The organism is Burkholderia pyrrocinia (assembly GCF_001028665.1).
Taxonomy (GTDB): Bacteria; Pseudomonadota; Gammaproteobacteria; order Burkholderiales; family Burkholderiaceae; genus Burkholderia; species Burkholderia pyrrocinia.
The window spans coordinates 707,395-726,754 of sequence record NZ_CP011505.1 but is presented as its reverse complement, the minus strand read 5'-3'; the positions used below and the strand labels follow the sequence as shown (position 1 = coordinate 726,754).

15 protein-coding genes are annotated in these 19,360 nt (G+C 68.3%); 6 read left to right on the top strand and 9 right to left on the bottom strand.

What is annotated here, in order from left to right; all coding sequences use genetic code 11:
* The 8 genes from ABD05_RS33335 to ABD05_RS33300 form a co-directional block, all read right to left on the bottom strand.
* Entirely contained in the window at window positions 1-1,587 is a 1,587-nt protein-coding gene (locus ABD05_RS33335) for a methyl-accepting chemotaxis protein (protein WP_047904384.1), read from the bottom strand.
* Between the two features lie 251 nt (window positions 1,588-1,838).
* Window positions 1,839-3,359 carry a sensor domain-containing diguanylate cyclase gene (locus ABD05_RS33330; RefSeq protein ID WP_047904383.1) on the bottom strand — a complete coding sequence of 507 codons (1,521 nt, stop codon included), beginning with the start codon at window positions 3,357-3,359 and terminating at the stop codon, window positions 1,839-1,841.
* 163 nt (window positions 3,360-3,522) lie between these two features.
* Window positions 3,523-4,503 (bottom strand): M14 family metallopeptidase, encoded by a 981-nt coding sequence (locus ABD05_RS33325; RefSeq protein WP_047904382.1) that lies wholly within the window; start codon window positions 4,501-4,503, stop codon window positions 3,523-3,525.
* 43 nt (window positions 4,504-4,546) lie between these two features.
* Entirely contained in the window at window positions 4,547-6,019 is a 1,473-nt protein-coding gene (locus tag ABD05_RS33320) for an NAD-dependent succinate-semialdehyde dehydrogenase (protein ID WP_047904381.1), read from the bottom strand.
* A gap of 104 nt (window positions 6,020-6,123) precedes the next feature.
* Window positions 6,124-6,615: an Lrp/AsnC family transcriptional regulator gene (locus ABD05_RS33315; protein ID WP_034182400.1), complete on the bottom strand. Its 492-nt coding sequence runs from the start codon at window positions 6,613-6,615 to the stop codon at window positions 6,124-6,126.
* A gap of 97 nt (window positions 6,616-6,712) precedes the next feature.
* A complete protein-coding gene (locus tag ABD05_RS33310; protein ID WP_047904380.1) occupies window positions 6,713-8,113 on the bottom strand; it encodes an aspartate aminotransferase family protein in 1,401 nt (466 codons plus the stop codon).
* Window positions 8,114-8,274: 161 nt separating this feature from the next.
* Window positions 8,275-9,201: a 2-hydroxyacid dehydrogenase gene (locus ABD05_RS33305; protein ID WP_047904379.1), complete on the bottom strand. Its 927-nt coding sequence runs from the start codon at window positions 9,199-9,201 to the stop codon at window positions 8,275-8,277.
* Window positions 9,202-9,213: 12 nt separating this feature from the next.
* On the bottom strand, window positions 9,214-10,074 hold the full coding sequence (locus ABD05_RS33300; RefSeq protein ID WP_047904378.1) for a GNAT family N-acetyltransferase: 861 nt from the start codon (window positions 10,072-10,074) through the stop codon (window positions 9,214-9,216).
* Window positions 10,075-10,550: 476 nt separating this feature from the next.
* Here ABD05_RS33300 and ABD05_RS33295 point away from each other — a divergent pair, with 476 nt between their 5' ends.
* Complete coding sequence (locus ABD05_RS33295) at window positions 10,551-11,219, top strand: haloacid dehalogenase type II (protein WP_047904377.1); 669 nt, start codon at window positions 10,551-10,553, stop codon at window positions 11,217-11,219.
* A 209-nt stretch (window positions 11,220-11,428) separates the two neighbouring features.
* On the top strand, window positions 11,429-12,967 hold the full coding sequence (locus ABD05_RS33290; protein WP_047904376.1) for a methyl-accepting chemotaxis protein: 1,539 nt from the start codon (window positions 11,429-11,431) through the stop codon (window positions 12,965-12,967).
* Between the two features lie 54 nt (window positions 12,968-13,021).
* Here the strand turns inward: ABD05_RS33290 and ABD05_RS33285 are convergent, their stop codons facing one another.
* Window positions 13,022-13,366, bottom strand: coding sequence for a cupin domain-containing protein (locus ABD05_RS33285; protein ID WP_047904375.1), 345 nt, complete (start codon window positions 13,364-13,366; stop codon window positions 13,022-13,024).
* A 496-nt stretch (window positions 13,367-13,862) separates the two neighbouring features.
* Here ABD05_RS33285 and ABD05_RS33280 point away from each other — a divergent pair, with 496 nt between their 5' ends.
* The 4 genes from ABD05_RS33280 (at window position 13,863) to ABD05_RS33265 (ending at window position 19,340) form a co-directional block, all read left to right on the top strand.
* A complete protein-coding gene (locus ABD05_RS33280; protein ID WP_047904374.1) occupies window positions 13,863-15,449 on the top strand; it encodes an ABC transporter substrate-binding protein in 1,587 nt (528 codons plus the stop codon).
* A 79-nt stretch (window positions 15,450-15,528) separates the two neighbouring features.
* Window positions 15,529-16,482 (top strand): ABC transporter permease, encoded by a 954-nt coding sequence (locus tag ABD05_RS33275; protein WP_047904373.1) that lies wholly within the window; start codon window positions 15,529-15,531, stop codon window positions 16,480-16,482.
* Window positions 16,483-16,512: 30 nt separating this feature from the next.
* Window positions 16,513-17,469: an ABC transporter permease gene (locus ABD05_RS33270; protein ID WP_047904709.1), complete on the top strand. Its 957-nt coding sequence runs from the start codon at window positions 16,513-16,515 to the stop codon at window positions 17,467-17,469.
* Window positions 17,469-19,340, top strand: coding sequence for an ABC transporter ATP-binding protein (locus ABD05_RS33265; protein WP_047904372.1), 1,872 nt, complete (start codon window positions 17,469-17,471; stop codon window positions 19,338-19,340). The genes ABD05_RS33270 and ABD05_RS33265 overlap by 1 nt, the downstream gene beginning before the upstream one ends.
* Window positions 19,341-19,360: the final 20 nt, after the last annotated feature.

Sequence of the window (19,360 nt, the reverse complement as noted above, 5' to 3'; positions counted from 1 at the left end):
CTATGCGTGCGATGCGCCCGCTTCCAGCCGGAACAGCGATACCGACTCGGCAAGCTGGCTGCCCTGTTCCTCGAGCGACTTCGATGCGGCGGCGGCTTCTTCGACGAGCGCCGCATTCTGTTGCGTGACTTCATCCATTTGCGTGATGGCCAGGTTGACCTGCTCGATGCCGCGGCTCTGCTCGTCCGATGCCGCGGCGATCTCGCCCATGATGTCCGTCACGCGCGCCACCGCCTGCGTCACCTGGTTCATGGTGTCGCCCGCATTGTTCGCGAGACGCGAGCCGTCCTGAATCTTATGGACCGATTGCGTGATCAGTTGCCGGATTTCCTTCGCGGCGGTCGATGAACGTTGCGCGAGACTTCTCACTTCGCTGGCCACGACCGCGAAGCCGCGGCCTTGTTCGCCCGCGCGTGCGGCCTCCACGGCCGCGTTGAGCGCGAGAATGTTGGTCTGGAACGCGATCCCTTCGATCATCCCGGTGATATCGGCGATTTTCGTCGAGCTGTCGCTGATCTCCGTCATCGTTTCGACCACCAGGCCGACCGCGGCGCTGCCGCGCTGCGCGACTTCCGACGCGTTATTGGCCAGCGAGCTCGCCTGCTGCGCATTGTCGGCGTTCAGTCGCACGGTGGACGTCAATTCTTCCATGCTGGAGGCGGTTTCCTGCAGCGATGCGGCCTGCTGTTCGGTGCGCGACGACAGATCCTGGTTGCCGGACGCGATTTCGCTCGCGCCTGTCGCGACATTGCCGGACGCAATGCGGACCTGCGCAATCAGGCGCACCAGGTTGGCCTGCATTTCGCGCATGGAGGCCAGCACGCTGCCGCTCGGCGCGTCGGCGGTGGCGGAGCCGGCGGCGAGGTCGCCGCCGGCGATGCGATGCGCGATGTCGCTGAGCGTGGCAGGCTCCGTGCCGAGCGAACGGGTCAGCCCTCGCACGATGACGAAGCCCGCCGCCACCGCGCCCGCGACGGCGGCGACGCAGATGGCGATGAGCAGCGCGCGCCGGGACGCATAGCGGTCTTCCGACTCCTTCACCATCTGCCCGGCGCGTTCGCGCGTGTACACGATATAGGCCTGCGATGCGTCGACCAGCTGCGCCAGCAGCGGTCGGCATTGTTCGTTCATCATCGTGATGGCCTGATCGCGCCGGTTGTTCAGCGCGGCGTCGACGATGGCCCGTGCCACCGGGCCATACCTGGCCTCGATCTGGTCGATTTGCCGCACCAGCTCGCGCGCCTTGTCGGTTGCGTCGGTGCCTTCGGCAACGGCGTTCTTGAGTGCGGCGATCCGTGTGCCGACGTCGCGATCGGCCTGCAGCGCCGCTTCCTTCTCGAGGTCCAGGTCGTGCGGCGTCGTCACGAGCACCAGGTTGCGAGCCGCGATGGCGCGCCGATCGACGGCGACGCGGACCTTGGCCGCCAGTTCCGCGCGAGCGTTGATGCCATTGACGTAGTTTGCGAACACCGCGTTCGCGTTGCTGAGCGATACGATGCCGAGGAACGAAACGAGCAGCACCACGCATGTCAGGAGGCCAAATGTAAGGGTGAGTTTCGTGCGAACCGTTAACTGTTTGCCATGCATCTGTAAGGACCTCTTGCGTTGATGTTGAATAGCCTTCCTTATTATCGGATTGGTTAAAGAAGGATTGAGGGTGCTTGAAAAACGCAATCGTTTGCGGGATGAGAAACTTCGAAATGGAAAAGAACCCGCCGTTCTGAGCGTTGTCCGGAGAGGTTTTTACGTCAGATGTTATGGAGTGCGTGATGTCGGAGGCGGCACCGTCACGAAATTGTCATTGTCCGAAAAGCGGTCGCGGTCGACCGCAACGCCCGTCAAACCGGATGCGCAAGCGATCCCGTGTCGCCGCGGCACGCGCGGTTTCTACCGTGGCGCTTCGCCGTATACAACGCGAGGTCTGCTTGATGCGTGAGCGCGTCGACGGACACCGGGCGTGCGCGATGCCCGGTCGCGTAGCCGATGCTGACCGTGAAAGGGGGAACCGTCTCGGCGAACTCGGGGAGCCGGTTGCGTTCCACTTCCGCGCGAATGGCCTCCGCGACCTTCGCGGCGCCGCTTTCGTCGGTGTCCGGCAGCACCGCGACGAACTCTTCGCCGCCGTAACGCGCGGCGATGTCGGCGCGCCGCCGCGTGTGAGTCCGGATGCATTCGGCCAGGAATCTCAGAGCCGTGTCACCCTGCGCATGCCCGTATCGGTCGTTGTACTGCTTGAAGTGGTCGGCATCGATGAACAGCACGGACAGGCTGCCTTCATTGCTGCGCTGAAGTCGTTTCCATTCGTCGGCCAGCGCGACGTCGAGCGCGCGGCGATTGCACAGGCCCGTCAGCGGATCGGTGCGGGTGAGATCGGTCAGCAGGGTCTGCTTGCGAAGATTGTCCCGCAACGCGAATGCGAGCAGCCAGACGACGGCGCAGAACAGCGCGCAGATGAACGATGCCGACACACCGACCGACCATGACATGCGCGTGAAACCGGCGAGCACGTCGCGCTCGGCAGGGGCGACGACGGCAATCAGCGGGGTGCCGGGCACCCGCTGGAACGTATAGAGCCGCAAGATTCCGTCGATGCGCGAGTAGGACGCATAGAACCCCGAATCCTGGTTCAGCATGCGATCGAAGGTCTTCGATCGGCTCAGGCGAACCATCTGGTGTTCGCTCAGCGGCGGATTTCTGGCCAGGATGGTGCCGTCCGTGCGCAGGATCGCGCTGATGCCGTTCCGCCCGACGTCCAGGCGGGCAAGCAGCTGATCGAAGTAGGCGATATCGATGGCGACAATCGCGATCCCGTTGAACGCGTGGTTCGGACCTTCGATGCGCCGGGACAGCGCGATGGACTCCGTGCCGCTGCGCGAACGCGCGCGATAGGCCTCCGATACGTAAAGGCCGACGTTCGCCGCGTCGCGATGGACCTTGAAGTAGTCGCGATCGCTGAAGTCCCAATGATGTGACGGGCCGCAGCACCCGTCGATCAGGCGGCCGTACTGGTCCGTCACACCCATGCCGGTCACGTATTGCGCGGCCGCGCGCTGGAACAGCAGGTCGTGCCGAAGCCCGGTGTCCATATGCTGGACCTCCGGCTTGCCGAGATTGGATGCGAGCGCGATCAGTGCGTTGTTGGACGTTTCGACGGTCCGCGCGATCTCGCTGACCAGCACGGCGGCGACGTTGCGCGAGGTCTCGTGCGCATGCTCGACGACACCGCTTCTCGTGGCCCACAGCGTGATTGCGCTGATGCTCAGCGCGGCGAGCGACATCAGTGTGCCGAGCGCGCCGACGACAAGATGGTTTCGTCCCGCCCAGTCGGCGATTTTTTCGATGGATGTGGATGCGGACATGCTCGCGCTCGTGGGGAATGCCCGGTGCGATGACCGAGGCTGCGCTCAAATCCGGGTTAACGGCAGGTAAGCGGGGAAATCGAGGCCTGCATGCGAAGCGAATCGACGGGGCGTTGCCGCAAACGTGTGCGGCCGCCCCGCCGGTTCCGTCGAAGCCGATGCGTCAGGCGGGTGCGCCGGATTCGTCGACGAGCCGCCCGAGCCGGACGACGGTGACACCGGGCCGCAATTGCCGCAGCGACGGCATTACGAGCACGCAATCGGGATAGGGCGTCACGACGGGGACCTCGTTCGACCAGCCGATCACGGTGCCGGCGTCCGGGAAATGTTCGAGGCCGGTATAGTCGCCCGCAAAGCGAAACACGCCGTTCGTCGCGACCACGGGCTCCGTCACTTGCACGACGCGCATCGTGTCGGGCAGCGGCAGGAACCAGTCCGCGGGCAGGTCGTCACGCTCGATCACGCCGGACGCGACCAGGAAGCGGGCCGTCGAGTCGCGGGCGACGTCCACCGCGCGTGCTTCCCAGTGCTGCCCGCATTCGACCAGCATCGCGCATTTCGGGCTGCCCGGCTCGCCGAATGCCGCGTAATCGCGCATCCGCGTGCCTTCCGGGTGGCCTTCGTCGCGGATCACGGTGGCCGGCGCGCCGACCCGGCGCGCGAGCGCGACGCCCTTGTCGAGCGGCCCCGCGACGATCAGCGGCGCACTGCGCTCATGCATCGAATGCAGGTCGAGCAGCCAGTCGGCCGCATCGACGAACGGGCGCAGCGCGCGGGCGCGATCGAGTTCGACCGAGCGGGCCGACAGGTCGTCGAGCACGGCGGGCGTCCACACGCGGTTGAAATCCTGGTCGACGAAGCGCGCCGCGTCCGGCTGCGCGGGATCGAAGCGCGCATAGGCCGCGACGTTCGCGAACGACAGCGTGAGCGTGCCGCGACGCGGCCGCACGCCGAGCGCCAGCAGCGCGTCGACGACGATCGCGCCGCAGACTTCGTTGCCATGCGTGAGCGCGTTGACCATCACGTTCGGGCCGGCCTCGCCGGACGCGAAGCGGTAGACGTGGTCGACGCCGGTATTGCCCGCGCGGTGCGGCGCGAGGTCGGGAAACGAAACCTCGATCGGGTAGGGGGTGAAAGCGGTCATGGCGGCGTACCGGGTAACGAAAACGTAAGGAAGGGGCGCGCGATCAGTCGAGCCCGCCCTGGCACAGGTACTTGATCGACAGGTAGTCGTCGAGGCCGTAGCGCGAACCTTCGCGGCCATAGCCCGATTCCTTCACGCCGCCGAACGGCGCGGCTTCGCTCGCGAGCGCGCCTTCGTTGATGCCGACGATGCCCGTTTCGAGCCGCGCCGACACGCGCGCGATCCGCCGCACGTCCTGCGTGTAGAAATACGCGGCGAGCCCGAACGGCGTGTCGTTCGCGGCGCCGACGGCTTCGTCCTCGGTATCGAACGGAAACAGCGCGGCGACCGGCCCGAAGGTCTCCTCGCAACCGAGCTGCATGCCGGCGGCCGCATCGGCGAGCACGGTCGGCGCGTAATAGTTCGGCCCCAGTTCGGGCAGGCGCCTGCCGCCCGTCAGCACGCGGGCGCCGCGCTCGACCGCATCGTCGACATGGCGCGCGATCTTGTCGGTCGCGCGTGCGTTGATCATCGGGCCGATCTGCGCGGCCGGGTCGGTCGCGGGCGCGACTTTCAACGCGCCGACCCGCGCGGCGAGCTTCGCGGCGAATGCGTCGTAGATGCGGGCCTGCACGTACACGCGATTCGGCGACACGCAGGTCTGGCCGCCGTTGCGGAACTTGGCGGCCATCAGCCCGTCGACGGCGGCGTCGAGATCCGCATCGTCGAACACGATGAACGGCGCATTGCCGCCGAGCTCGAGCGACAGCTTCTTGAGCGTCGCGGCCGATTCGCGCGCGAGCAGCTTGCCGACGGGCGTCGATCCCGTAAACGTGATCTTGCGCACGCGGCCGTCGGCGAGCCAGTCGGCCACCGCGTCGATGCCGTGCTCGCGCGATGCGGCGATCACGTTCAGCACGCCGGGCGGCACGCCGGCTTCCTGCGCGAGGAACGCCAGCGCGAGCGCCGTGAGCGGCGTGTCTTCGGCCGGCTTCGCGACGACCGTGCAGCCGGCCGCGAGCGCGGGCGCGATCTTGCGCGCGATCATCGCGAGCGGGAAATTCCACGGCGTGATCGCGGCGACGACGCCGATCGGCTCCTTGACCGCACTCAGCCGCTTGCCGCGCTGCTGCTGCGGAATCAGGTCGCCGTACGTGCGGGTCGCTTCCTCGGCGAACCACAGCACGTACGACGCGCCATACGCGACTTCGCCGCGCGCTTCGGCGAGCGGCTTGCCCTGTTCGCGCGACATCAGTTTCGCGAGATCGTCGGTGTGCGCCACGATCGCCGCATGCCACGCGCGCAGGATCGCCGCGCGTTCGCGGGCCGGCGTCGCGCGCCACGCGGGCAGCGCGCGCACGGCGGCGTCGGTGGCGGCACGCGCGTCGGCCGCGCCGCTGTCGGGCGCGTCGGCCACGCGCTCGAGCGTCGCCGGATCGGTGACCGCGAAGCGGCTGCCGTCGAGCGCGTCGCGCCACGTGCCGTCGATCAGGTTTGTACTGCGAACGAGTTCGGTGCGGGAAAGGGTAAGTGACATGGCAGGTCCTTGAATGAGGTCGGCTAGACGGCGGCAGGCGGGTGCGTCGCGGCGACGCGCGTCCGGCGCGCCGCTGCTGTGCTCGCGATGGCCGCCGCTGTTCGTCAGTGCCGCTCGCCGAACAGCGATTCGAGCGGGTAGTGGCGCTTGACGAACGGCGACTTGATGATCACGTAGCTGAAATACTTCTCGATGCCGATGTTCTGCTCGAGCAGCCCTTCGACGATCGTCTGGTAGTGGCTCACGCTGCGCGTGACGAACTTGAGCAGATAGTCGTAGCCGCCGCTCGCGAGATGGCACTCGACGATCTCGTCGACATCGCGGATCGCCGCGACGAACCGGTCGAAGTCCTCGCGCCGGTGGTCGGCCAGCGTGACCTCGGTAAACACCACCTGCACGTCGCCGAGCTTCTCGAGCTGGATGTGCGCGCCGTACCCGGCGATGTAGCCGGCCTTCTCGAGCCGCTTCACGCGGATCAGGCACGGGCTCGGCGACAGTCCGACTGCATCGGCCAGTTCGACGTTGGTCATGCGCCCGCGCTTTTGCAACTGGGAAAGAATGCGCAGGTCGATCCGGTCTAGCTTGCTGTCCGTCATGTTCGCGTGAGAAGGCAGAAATGGAATGTCCGGTTACTTTAGAGTCGAACGGTAGCCGCCACAAGCCCGGCTTTCCCTCGCCCGCTTCACGCCCGTTTTACGCCGGCTGCGCGTGGGCGGCGTCGAGCGCGCGCTGCACGCCCGCGTCGGCCAGCACGTCGTCGAGCGTCTTGCGCACGCGATCGAACAGCAGGTCGAACTCGCCGGCCGTGAAGCTCAGCGCCGGCGCGAAACCGAGCACGCCGTCGCCGAACGCGCGGAACACGATGCCGTTCGCGTACGCGGCCGCCGTGATCCGGTCGGGCAGGTTCAGCGCCGGGTCGAAGCGCGTCTTGCGCGCCTTGTCGGCCACCAGCTCGAGCGCGCCGAGCAGGCCCGCCGAACGCGCGTCGCCGACCAGCGGGTGGTCGCGCAGCGCGTCGAGGCCCGCCGCGAAGCGCGGCGCCATCGCCTGGCCGTTCGCGAGCAGCCCGCCTTCGTGATAGAGCCTCAGCACCTCGAGGCCGATCGCGGCGCTGACCGGATGCGCGGAATACGTGTGGCCGTGCCCGACCACCGCGGACTCGGTGCGGCTGCCCGCGATCCCTTCATAGATTTCGTCGGACATCAGGACCGCGCCCATCGGCGCATAACCGGCCGTCAAGCCCTTCGCGACGGTCATCAGGTCCGGCTCGACGCGTTCGGTCTCGCATGCGAACAGCGGGCCCGTGCGGCCGAAGCCGGTGATCACCTCGTCGGCCACGAACAGGATGCCGAGGCGGCGGCATGCGTCGCGCATCGCCTTCAGCCAGCCTGCGGGCGGCACGATCACGCCGCCGGAGCCTTGCACCGGCTCGCAGAAGAACGCCGCGACGTTGTCCGCGCCGAGTTCCGCGACCTTCGCTTCGAGCGCGGCGACGGACGCGGCGATCAGCGCCTGCGGATCGTCGCCGAGCGGGTGGCGATACGGGTAGGGCGACGGAATGTGGTGCTGGTCGGCGCGCGGCAGGTCGAAATGGCGATGGAACGCGGGCAACGCGGTGAGCCCGGCGCCGATCGACGACGAGCCGTGATAACCGCGCTCGAGCGCGATCATGTGCTTCTTCGTCGGGCGGCCGGTCGCGTTGAAATAGTGCGTGATGAAGCGCACCGCGGAATCGACCGCATCGGAGCCGCCGAGCGTGAAGTACACGCGGTTCAGCGACGCGGGCGCGAGTGCGGCGAGCCGCTCGGCGAGCTCGATCGCGGGCTGCGACCCGAAATGGAAATAGCCGGTGGCGTACGGCAGCTTCGCCATCTGGTCGGCCGCCGCCTTCACGATGCTGTCGCGGCCGTAGCCGACGTTCACGCACCACAGGCCGGAAAACGCGTCGAGCAGCGTGTGGCCTTGCGCATCGCGCAGGAACACGCCGTCGGCGGAGTCGAGCACGGTGACGCCGCGCGCCTCGTGCGTACGGTAATTGACGACCGGATGAATCAGGTGTTGGCGATCGGCTTCGATCAGCGCGGAGTAGGTCATGGCAGGGCGGGACTCTCGTCGGGTGTCAGCGATGGAGTCATCCTAACGAGCGAGAAATTCTCGCGTGCCTTCAATTTGCCGGCTGAAACGTACGGGCGCGGCGTTTGCACGGCGCGCTTCGGCATTTTCTGCTGCGCCCGCGCGCCGGTGCGGATGAGCGGTCAGTAGCCGCGCGCGCGATCGACGACGCCGATCATCGGCTGCCCCGCGCGATGGCGCGCGAGGTTCGCCAGCACGGCATCGACGGCGGTGTCGGGCCGCGTCGCGCTGGCGATGTGCGGCGTGATCCGGATGCGCGGATGGGTCCAGAACGGGTGGCCGGCCGGCAACGGTTCGGGCTCCGTCACGTCGAGGATCGCGCTGTCGAGCCGGCCGCTGTCGAGCGCCGCGAGCAGCGCGGCCGCGTCGAGCTGCGGGCCGCGGCCGACCTGCACGAGCGACGCGCCGGCCGGCAGCGCGTCGAACACGCGCGCGCCGAGCAGCCCGCGCGTGTCGTCCGTGAGCGGCAGCAGGCAGATCAGGATGTCGGTGCGCGCGAGAAACGCTTCCAGCGCCGCATCGCCCGCATGGCACTCGACGCCGTCGAGCGTGCGCGGCGTGCGGCTCCAGCCGGCGCACGGGAAGCCGAAGCGCCGCAGCATGTCGAGCACGGCCTGGCCGAGCGTGCCGAGCCCGAGCACGCCGACGCGGCGCGACGCGGCCGCGCGCACCGGCCGCTCGTGCCAGACCTGCGTGCGTTGCTGCGCCGCGTAGTCGAACAGGTCGCGATGGATCGTCAGCACGGCCTGCGTCACATACTCGACCATGCCGTCGACGATGCCGGGCTCGATCATCCGCACGACCGGGATGTGCGCAGGCACGCGCGACAGGTCGAACTGGTCGATGCCGGCGCCGACGGAGAACACGATCTCGAGGTTCGGCAGCAGCGCGACCGGATCGTCGGGCGGCTGCCACGCGGCGAGGTAGCGCACCGCGTGCGGATCGCCGATGTCCGGCCAGATCCGGAACGCGAGGTCGGGCGCCTGTTGCGCGAAGCGGCGCGCCCATAACGCGCCGCGCACCGGGTCGGCCTTGTAGACGAAGCTCATGGCCCGCGTCGCTCAGCCGAGCGCCTGGTTCACGATCGCGAACGCACGCAGCGCCGGGTCGCGCGCGGGCGCGTCGCCGCGCACCATCGCGACGACCGTGTCGACGCGCGGCAACCCGAGCCCCTGCAGCCAGTCGGACAGGCCGCTGTCGCCCGGCACGTCGAGCCGCACGAACATGCCCTCGTGCAGCGCGAGCCAGTGGCTGATGAGCGCCTGCGCGCGCAGCGCGTCCGGCGCGATCACCGGGCCGATCGCATGGCCGCGGCCGAACCGGCGGAACAGCGCGAAGCCGAGCAGTTCGCCGTCGCGGTCGAGCGCGATCCCGTTGGCGACGTCGAGCAGCGCCTCGGTCGCCGCGTCGCGCGGATAGCCGGCCGCGCGCGACGCGAGCGCCGCGAGTCGCGGGCCGTCGTTCGTGCCGAGCGGCCGCAGCCGTTCGCCGGGCGGCAGCGAGATCAGCGGCGGCTGGAACACGGTGCCCTGGTGCTGGTCGATCGTGCCGATCGCGTGGAAGCCGAACTTCGCGTACAGCGGCTCGCCGGCCGGCGTCGCATGCAGGAATACCGTGCGCGTGCCGAAGCCGTCGACGAGCCGCGCGAGGAGTTCGCGGCCGATGCCGCGGCCGTGGCGCTCGGGCGACACGATCACCATGCCGAGCGATGCATGCGATTCGCCGAAGCGCCAGCCGAGCGCGGTGCCGACGACGCCGGTCTCGTCTTCGGCGACGAAGCCGCTGCCGAGCTGCAGCACGAAGCGCCAGTCGTCGACCCGATGCGGCCAGTTGAACGCTTCCGACAGCCGATGGGCGGCGGGCAGGTCGCTTTCGGCGAACGGACGATAGGTAAGCGTGCGGGAAGAATTGAGGTCGGCCACGCCGGACTCCGGATCGGTAGGAATGACGCCCCACTCTGCCAGCGCCGGCGCGGTGCGGATAGGACGATTCGCCTGTTTTTCGGCGGCGGCGGCCCGTCGCGCGAAATCGACGCAAACCGGTTCGAACGGCGCGACGCAACGCGCGTTCCGTGCCGGCGCGGGTGGTCAATCCGGCAGCATCTGCTACGGGAACGCCCGTACGATTGAAGCAGCGCGGCGCGCTCGCCGCCCGGCGGGATCGCATGGCAAGTGTGCACGAGCGGCGCGTTGCCGCTTCGGCGATCCCGTCGGCCGGCCGGCGCGCGCCGCGCCGGGATCGCGCCGCAGTTCGTGCCGTGCAGGCCCCGCAACACGCGGCGATCGTGCGTTTCGAGCGGCGCCGAACGATGCGCGAAGGATTTATTGCCCTGATTCAATTGTGTTCAACCCAGCCCGTCCCCGGCCCTGCCGGGGCTTCACACCGACAGGACGTCACCATGATTCAATTTGAACCGAAATTCATCACGTTCGACTGCTATGGCACGCTGACCCGCTTCCGGATGGGCGACATGGCGCGCGAGATTTACGCCGACCGGCTGTCGCCGGTCGATCTCGAGGAATTCGTGCGTGTGTTCGCCGGCTATCGCCTCGACGAGGTGCTCGGCGCGTGGAAGCCGTATCGCGACGTGGTCGTCAACGCGATCCGCCGCACCTGCAACAGGCTCGGCGTGAAGTTCGACGAAGCCGAAGCCGAGCGCTTCTATCTCGCGGTCCCGACCTGGGGCCCGCATCCGGACGTGCCGGCCGGCCTGTCGCGGCTCGCGAAGAAGTACAAGCTGGTGATCCTGTCGAACGCGTCGGACGACCAGATCATGAGCAACGTCGACAAGCTCGGCGCGCCGTTCCACGCGGTGTTCACCGCGCAGCAGGCGCAGTCGTACAAGCCGCGCATGCAGGGCTTCGAGTACATGTTCGACAAGCTCGGCTGCCAGCCGCAGGACGTGCTGCACGTGTCGTCGAGCCTGCGCTACGACCTGATGACGGCCGAGGATCTCGGGATCAAGCACAAGGCGTTCGTCAATCGCGGCCACGAGCCGGGCACGCCGTACTACAACTACACGGAAGTGTCCGACATCGGCGATCTCGCGACGCAGCTCGGCCTGTAAGCGCCGCGTCGGCGGCGCGCGCACGTGTCGTGCGTCGCGCCGCCGCTCGGGCACGCCCGGGCGAATCCAGTGAGCGGCCGGCCCGGCCGTTCGCTCGGGTGCGTACGATCAGCGCACGAATCGAGGGTAAATACCGATGCAGTGACATTCAAGGTGGAGCCGCCAGCGCCGATATCTGTACCGAATGGTTAATATCGCGAGGCTCCCGCATGAAGTTGTCCACGAAACTGCTGATGCTCGTCGCAGCCGCCCTGCTCGGTGTCGTATTGCTTGCCGCCATGTCGCTGCACACGCTGCGCGGCGCGCTGATCGACAGCCGTCGCGAAGAGATCGTCATTCTTTTGACGAAGGCCGAACATCTGGTCAATTCGTACCGCGCGTTGCAGGCGAGCGGCACGCTCACGGCGGATCAGGCCCAGCAGCAGGCAAAAGCCGCGCTGTCGGCGCTCAACGCGGATACGAAAAGCTACTACTGGGTCACGACTGCCGACGGCGTCAACCTGGTTCATCCGAACGCGAAATTCATCGGCACCCGGGCCAAGGGGAATCGCACGACCGACGGCCTGACCGATAGCGAGGCTTACCGCGCCGGGATGGCGGCGGCGCATTTCGCGCTCGTCGACGTGCTGGTCAAGCGCAGCCCCGACGCGGATGCGGTGCCGAAACTCCAGGGCGTGGTCGCCATTCCGGACTGGAACTGGTGGATCGGCACGGGGTTCTTTTACGACGATATCGACGCGGCCTTCACGCGGCTCGCGATGGTGCTGGGCGCGATTGCGCTCGTCATCGCCGCGACGCTGGCGGCAATCGCATGGGGCGTCCTGCGCAGCGTCAGGCGCACGCTCGGCGGCGAGCCGGCGCACGCGACGCATATCGCCGCGCGCATCGCCGCCGGCGAACTGGACGTCGAGTTCGATGCGGCAACGGCCGCGCCGGGCAGCCTGCTCGCGGCGCTCGGCGAAATGAAGGCGCGCCTGACCGAGACCATCGCCGAAATCCAGACCACGACGCACTCGATTGCCGTCGGCACCGGCGAGATCGCGCAAGGCAACCTGGACCTGTCGCAACGCACGGAGGAACAGGCCGCGTCGCTGCAGGAAACGGCCGCCAGCATGGAGCAGATCACGTCGACGGTCCGACAGAATGCCGAGAATGCGCGTCAGGCCAACGTGCTCGTCACCACGGCCAAGGAGGCGACCGAACTCGGCGGGGCCGCGGTGCAGGAAGTCGTCGAAACGATGCGGCAGATTTCGGACGAGTCGGTGCGGATCGCCGACATTACCGTCGTGATCGAAAGCATCGCGTTCCAGACCAACATTCTTGCGCTCAACGCGGCCGTCGAAGCGGCGCGAGCCGGCGAGGAAGGGCGCGGGTTCGCGGTCGTGGCGTCGGAGGTCCGCTCGCTCGCCCAGCGCAGCGCCGCGGCGGCGAAGGACATCAAGGGGCTGATCGGGGTGTCGGTCGAGAAGGTCGGCAGCGGCAGCCGGCTCGTCGAGGCGGCGGGGGCGCGCATGACGGAGATCGTTCGCTCGATCGACCGGGTTGCCGACATCATGGGCGAGATCTCCACGGCCTCGGCCGAGCAAAGTACCGGCATCGAACAGGTCGGCAAGGCGGTGGCGCAAATGGATGAAGTCACGCAGCAGAACGCCGCGCTCGTCGAGCAGGCTGCCGCTGCGGCTTCGTCGCTGGATGAACAGGCGGCACGGTTGAGGTCCGCGGTAGCAGTGTTCCGGCTGGCCGGCTGAGCGGCCTGCCCGGGAGGGAAAGCGGGCGCGGCGCGCATGCGCGGCCCGCCCGAGTCAGAAAATCACATACACCTTGCGCATCGTCTCGCGCACGTCCCACAGCCCTTCGGTGTTCGCGGCAAAGAACAACGTGTCGCCCGCGCCGAACTCGATCGCTTCCTCGCCGTCCGGCGCAAACGTGCCGGCGCCTGCGAGGAAATGCATCACCTCCGCTTCCTTCACGCCGCGCCGGTAAGTGCCCGGCGTGCATTCGAACACGCCGGTGTCGAATGCCTCGCTGCCCGGGATCACGACCTGGCGGCCCGACACGCGGGCGGGCTCGGTGCCGGGCAATCCGGCCGTGCCCCAGTCTTCGGGCAACGCGGTGTCGACGGAGCGGGAAATCTTCTGAACTTTCATGCGTGGGTGTCCTGGAGGTGATGGGAAAGCGCCCCGGCGCAGCGGCTGCGAGGGCGGCTCGCTGTCGCATGCGCGCGCGGCCGGCGACCAGGACGTTTCGCTCGTTTCGACCCGCGCCGGCCCGTGAGCGCGCAATCGACGCACAACATGCGGTTTGAGGCCGCCGAACGCGTTTCGGATGCCGAACGGGCAATTTTGTCGGTGAAATCTGCGGTGGACGCCGCTTTACGATTCCCTTTGTCACGCATCTGTCGCGAGTTGAGCAGGAAGGTGCGGCGGCACACGCGAGCGCGCAGCTAATCATGCTGCGCGGCCGGCCCAAAACGGTCGAATCGTGTCGTGCAGGCGCCCCGAATCGCGATAACCGCCATTTTGGCGGTGCTTAAATGAACTCAATGCGTACGACGTTGCACTCGCTACCAGCAGGCGGGCGCGGCGGGAATCTCGAACCACGCTGGATCCCAGGACCCACTTTCCACAGTCAGGAGCAGTTCGGATGAGCGACGATATCGACAACGGCGGAGATCACCGCGGCTTCACGCGCCGCGACATGATGCGGATCATGGCGGCGGGCGGCATGATAGCCACCGGCGCCGGCGGACTGCTGATGGGCGCGCACCCGGCGTTCGCCGCGCCCGCGCCGAAGCGCGGCGGCAAGATCCGCGTGGCCAATGAATCCAGCTCGACGGCCGACACGCTCGACCCGGCCAAGGGCTCGACGGGCGCCGACTACATCCGCTTCTTCATGTTCTACAGCGGCCTCACGCAGCTGGATGCCAGCCTGACGCCGCAGATGAACCTGGCCGAGTCGCTGCGGACGAGCGACGCGAAGACCTGGGTCATCAAGCTGCGCAAGGGCGTCACGTTCCACGACGGCAAGACGGTCGGCCCGGCCGACGTCGTGTTCTCGCTGCTGCGCCACAAGAACGCGGCCACGGCGTCGAAGGTCAAGACGATCGCCGACCAGTTCACCGACGCGAAGGCGACCGGGCCCGACGAAGTCACGCTCACGCTCGCCAGCGCGAACGCGGACCTGCCGGTGATCCTCGCGACGCCGCAGCTCGTGATCGTCAAGGACGGCACGACCGACTTCACGACCGGCATCGGCTGCGGCCCGTACAAGCTGAAGACGTTCAAGCCGGGCGTGTCGACGGTTGGCGTGCGCAACGACAGCTACTTCAAGCCGGGGATGCCGTATCTCGACGAGATCGAGCTGATCGGCATCAGCGACAGCGCCGCGCGCCTGAACGCGCTGCTGTCGGGCGACGTGCACCTCGTGAACGCGGTCGACCCGCGCTCGACGCAGCGTGTCGCGTCGACGCCCGGCTATGCGCTCAAGGAAACCAAGTCGGGGCTCTATACCGACCTCATCATGCGCAGCGAAAGCCCGCTGACCGCCAACCCGGATTTCGTCGAGGGGATGAAGTACCTGTTCGACCGCGAGCAGATCCGCTCGGCGGTGTTCCGCGGTTACGCGGTGATCGGCAACGATCAGCCGATTCCGCCGGGCCATCGCTACTTCAACGCGTCGCTGCCGCAACGGCCGCACGATCCGGACAAGGCGAAATTCCTGTTCCAGAAGGCGGGCGCGCTGGGTGTCGCGCTGCCGCCGATCTACGCGACGTCGGACGCGAACGGCTCGATCGAGATGGCCGTGCTGCTGCAGCAGGCCGGCCAGAAGATCGGACTGAACCTGCAGGTGAACCGCGTGTCGGCCGACGGCTACTGGTCGAACCACTGGATGAAGCATCCGCTCGGCTTCGGCAACATCAATCCGCGCTCGAGCGCCGACGTGCTGTTCACGCAGTTCTTCAAGTCGGATGCGCCGTGGAACGAGTCGGGCTGGAAGAACGCGAAGTTCGATCAGCTGCTGCTGGCCGCGCGTTCCGAGACCGACGATGCGAAGCGCAAGCAGATGTACGGCGAGATGCAGGCGATCGTCGCGCAGCAGGGCAGGGTCGGCATCCCGGCGTTCATCAGCTTCCTCGACGGCTACGACAAGCGCCTCGGCGGCCTGGGTTCGATCCCGACGGGCGGGATGATGGGCTTCATGTTCGCCGAGCACGTGTGGTGGAACGCGTGACGCCGTTGCCCGCCGCCGCCGCGTGGCCGGTGCGGGTTGCCGCGCCGGACACGCTCACACTTTCCCGGAGGGCCGCGCGATGAACCGCATCCTGCTCGGACTGATCGGCCGCCGCATCGCGGTCACCGCGCTGACGCTGCTGATCGTGTCCGTGATCATCTTCGCGATCACGAACCTGCTGCCCGGCGATGCCGCCCAGGCCGCGCTCGGCCAGTCCGCGACGCCGGAAACGGTGGCCGCGCTGCGCCAGCAGTTCGGCCTCGACATGCCGGCCCACGTGCGCTACGTGCACTGGCTCGCGAGCCTGCTGCACGGCGACTTCGGCCGCTCGCTGTCGAGCGACATGCCGGTGTCCGACATGATCGGCGGACGCCTGCCGAAATCGCTGACGCTCGCGGCGATCACGACCTGCGTGTCGGTGCCGATCGCACTGGTGCTCGGCATCCTCGCGGCGGTCAAGCGCGAGTCGGCGATCGACCGCGCGATCAGCCTCGGCACGCTGTCGCTCGTCGCGACGCCGGAATTCCTGATCGCGACGGTCGCCGTGCTCGTGCTGGCGGTGAAGCTGCACTGGCTGTCCGCGCTGTCGTACAGCGGGCCGATCGAAAGCGTCCACGATTTCCTGCGCGCGTATGCGATGCCGGTGCTGACGCTCTGCGCGGTCGTGATCGCGCAGATGGCACGGATGACGCGCGCGGCGGTCATCGAGCAACTGAGCGCGTCGTATGTCGAGATGGCCGTGCTCAAGGGCGCGAGCCCCGCGCGCGTGGTGCTGCGCCATGCGCTGCCGAACGCGATCGGGCCGATCGCCAATGCGATCGCACTGAGCCTGTCGTACCTGCTCGGCGGCGTGATCGTCGTCGAGACGATCTTCAACTATCCGGGCCTCGCCAGCCTGATGGTCGATGCGGTCGGCAACCGCGACTTCCCGTTGGTGCAGGCGTGCACGCTGATCTTCTGCGTGGCCTACCTGACGCTCGTGCTGTTCGCCGACCTGTGCTCGATCGTGTCGAACCCGAGGTTGCGGACCTGACCGTCCCGTCCTTCTCCCGAGATGCCGAACATGCACCCGACCGAACCCGTACAACGCAGCAGCGCGCTGCCGCCGCCCGGCGATCCGCGCCCGTCGTGGGGCGACACGCCGCCTGCCGCACCTTCCCCCGAACAGCCGCGCAAGCGCCGCGCGATGCGCCCGGCCCTGACCACCGGCGGCTGGATCGGCCTGTCGATGGCCAGCCTGATGCTGTTCATCGCGGTGTTCGCGCCGCTCCTCGCGCCGCATGAAGTCGGCACGATCGTGACACCCGACGTATTTGCGCCGTTCAGCGCGAAGCTGCCGTTCGGCTCGGACTTCCTCGGCCGCGACATGCTGAGCCGGATCCTGTTCGGCACGCGGCTGACCGTGCTGCTCGCGCTCGCCGCGGTGCTGCTCGCCGCGCTGACCGGCACGACGCTCGGGCTGCTCGCGACGGTGTCGGGCCGCGTGGTCGACGAGACCATGAGCCGCGTGCTCGATGCGCTCACGTCGATCCCGTCGAAGATGTTCGCGCTGATGATCGTCGCCGCGTTCGGCTCGTCGCTGCCGCTGCTGATCGTGACGGCCGCGATCAGCTACATGCCGGGCTCGTACCGGATTGCCCGTGCGCTGGCGGTCAACATCAGCACGCTCGAATTCGTGCAGGTCGCACGAGCGCGCGGCGAGAGTGCGTTGTACATCGCGTGCGTCGAGATGCTGCCGAACATGATTCACCCGATGCTCGCCGACACGGGCCTGCGCTTCACGTTCGTCGTGCTGCTGCTGAGCGGCCTGAGCTTCCTCGGGCTCGGCGTGCAGCCGCCGTACGCGGACCTCGGCTCGCTCGTGCGCGAGAACATCGCCAGCCTCGGCGACGGCTCGGCCGTCGCGATCATGCCCGCGGTCGCGATCGCGATCCTGACGGTGGGCGTCAACCTGTTGATCGACGGCTTGCCGCATCGCGGCCGCCGCAAGGGCGCGGCCGCTGCCGCGGGAGCACACTGATGCGACACGAATCGAACCCGCTCGTCGAGGTGCGCGGGCTGCGCGTGGTCGGCGGCCGGCCGGGCGGTGCGGAAACGACGATCGTCGACGGCGTCGACTTCGACGTCCGGCGCGGCGAGGTGCTCGCGCTGATCGGCGAATCCGGCTCGGGCAAGACGACGATCGCACTGTCGCTGATGGGCCATGCGCGCGCCGGCTGCCGGATCGCCGGCGGCTCGGTCAAGCTCGACGGCTCGGACGTCTGCACGCTGTCCTCGCAGGCGCTGACCGCGCTGCGCGGCCGCAGGGTCGCGTACATCGCGCAGAGCGCGGCCGCCGCGTTCAACCCGTCGCGCACGATCCTCGACCAGGTGATCGAGAGCGCGCTGATCCACCGGACGCTGACGAAGCGCGACGCGCAGGCGAAGGCGGTCGAGCTGTTCCGCGCGCTCGCGCTGCCGGAGCCGGAGACGATCGGCAAACGCTATCCGCACCAGGTGTCGGGCGGCCAGTTGCAGCGTCTGATGGCAGCGATGGCGCTGATCACCGATCCGGAGCTCGTGATCCTCGACGAACCGACGACGGCGCTCGACGTGACCACGCAGATCGACGTGCTGCAGGCGTTCAAGAGCGTGATCCGGCGCTACGGCATGAGCGCGGTGTACGTGTCGCACGATCTGGCCGTCGTCGCGCAGATGGCCGACCGGATCATCGTGCTGAGCGACGGCGTGATCCGCGAGTCGGGGGACACCGAGCAGATCCTGCATGCGCCCGTACATCCGTACACGCAGAGCCTGATCGCGGCGGTCGCGCCGAGCGATGCCGAACGCGCGGCGAAACTCGCACCGGCCGCGCCTGCGCCGCTGCTCGACGTGCGCGGCGCGATCGCCGGCTACGGCGGCCGCACCGCGAAAGGCTGGCCGGCCAAGGTGATCCTGCACGAAGTGGACCTGCGCATCGGGCGCGGGCAGACGGTCGGCGTGATCGGCGAATCGGGCTCGGGCAAGACGACGCTCGCGAAGGTGATCGCGGGCCTGGTGCCGGCCACCGGCGGGCAGATCCTGCTCGACGGCGAGCCGCTCGCGCTCGACATCGGCAAACGCACGAAGGAGCAGCACCGGCGCGTGCAGATCGTGTTCCAGAACGCGGATACCGCGCTCAATCCGGTGCATACCGTCGAGCGCACGCTCGCGCGGCCGCTCGCGTTCTATCACGGGATCAAGGGTGAGCGCGCACGGCGGCGCGTCGCGGAGTTGCTCGAGCTCGTGCGGCTGCCGCAGGCCGTCGCCGGGCGACGCACCGGCGAGCTGTCCGGCGGGCAGAAGCAGCGCGTGAACCTCGCGCGCGCGCTCGCGGCGGAGCCCGACCTGATCCTGTGCGACGAGGTCACGTCGGCGCTCGATACCGTGGTCGGCGCCGCGATCATGGACCTGTTGCGCGAACTGCAGGCAAAGCTCGGCGTGTCGTACGTGTTCATCACGCACGACATCGCCAAGGTGCGCGCGATCAGCGACGACATCGTCGTGCTGTACGCGGGCCGCCGTGTCGAGACGGGCAGCCGCGACGCGCTGTGCGCGCCGCCTTATCACCCGTATTCGCACCTGCTCGTGTCGTCGGCGCCGGAACTGCGCGCGGGCTGGCTCGACGATGCAGCCGAGCGTTGTCACCGGCCGCTGGTGCCGATCGGCGCGAGCGCGGACAACGCCGGGCTGTGCCCGTTCCTGTCGCGCTGCCCGATGCGCGTGGACGGCGTATGCAATCAAACGGCACCCGTGCTGCGCACCCTCGACAACGGCGCGCAGGTGCTGTGCCACCGCAGCGAGGACGACCTGACGCGCTTCCAGGCGGAGCCGGCGGCGGTCGTCGCGCCGGTGCAGCCGGTGCGCCTGTAGTGGGCCGCGCCATGAGTTCA

Coding starts and splice junctions, on each gene's coding strand:
- ABD05_RS33335 (WP_047904384.1), bottom strand. CDS start 1,587: ATGCATGGCAAACAGTTAACGGTTCGCACGAAACTCACCCTTACATTT.
- ABD05_RS33330 (WP_047904383.1), bottom strand. CDS start 3,359: ATGTCCGCATCCACATCCATCGAAAAAATCGCCGACTGGGCGGGACGA.
- ABD05_RS33325 (WP_047904382.1), bottom strand. CDS start 4,503: ATGACCGCTTTCACCCCCTACCCGATCGAGGTTTCGTTTCCCGACCTC.
- ABD05_RS33320 (WP_047904381.1), bottom strand. CDS start 6,019: ATGTCACTTACCCTTTCCCGCACCGAACTCGTTCGCAGTACAAACCTG.
- ABD05_RS33315 (WP_034182400.1), bottom strand. CDS start 6,615: ATGACGGACAGCAAGCTAGACCGGATCGACCTGCGCATTCTTTCCCAG.
- ABD05_RS33310 (WP_047904380.1), bottom strand. CDS start 8,113: ATGACCTACTCCGCGCTGATCGAAGCCGATCGCCAACACCTGATTCAT.
- ABD05_RS33305 (WP_047904379.1), bottom strand. CDS start 9,201: ATGAGCTTCGTCTACAAGGCCGACCCGGTGCGCGGCGCGTTATGGGCG.
- ABD05_RS33295 (WP_047904377.1), top strand. CDS start 10,551: ATGATTCAATTTGAACCGAAATTCATCACGTTCGACTGCTATGGCACG.
- ABD05_RS33290 (WP_047904376.1), top strand. CDS start 11,429: ATGAAGTTGTCCACGAAACTGCTGATGCTCGTCGCAGCCGCCCTGCTC.
- ABD05_RS33285 (WP_047904375.1), bottom strand. CDS start 13,366: ATGAAAGTTCAGAAGATTTCCCGCTCCGTCGACACCGCGTTGCCCGAA.
- ABD05_RS33280 (WP_047904374.1), top strand. CDS start 13,863: ATGAGCGACGATATCGACAACGGCGGAGATCACCGCGGCTTCACGCGC.
- ABD05_RS33275 (WP_047904373.1), top strand. CDS start 15,529: ATGAACCGCATCCTGCTCGGACTGATCGGCCGCCGCATCGCGGTCACC.
- ABD05_RS33270 (WP_047904709.1), top strand. CDS start 16,513: ATGCACCCGACCGAACCCGTACAACGCAGCAGCGCGCTGCCGCCGCCC.
- ABD05_RS33265 (WP_047904372.1), top strand. CDS start 17,469: ATGCGACACGAATCGAACCCGCTCGTCGAGGTGCGCGGGCTGCGCGTG.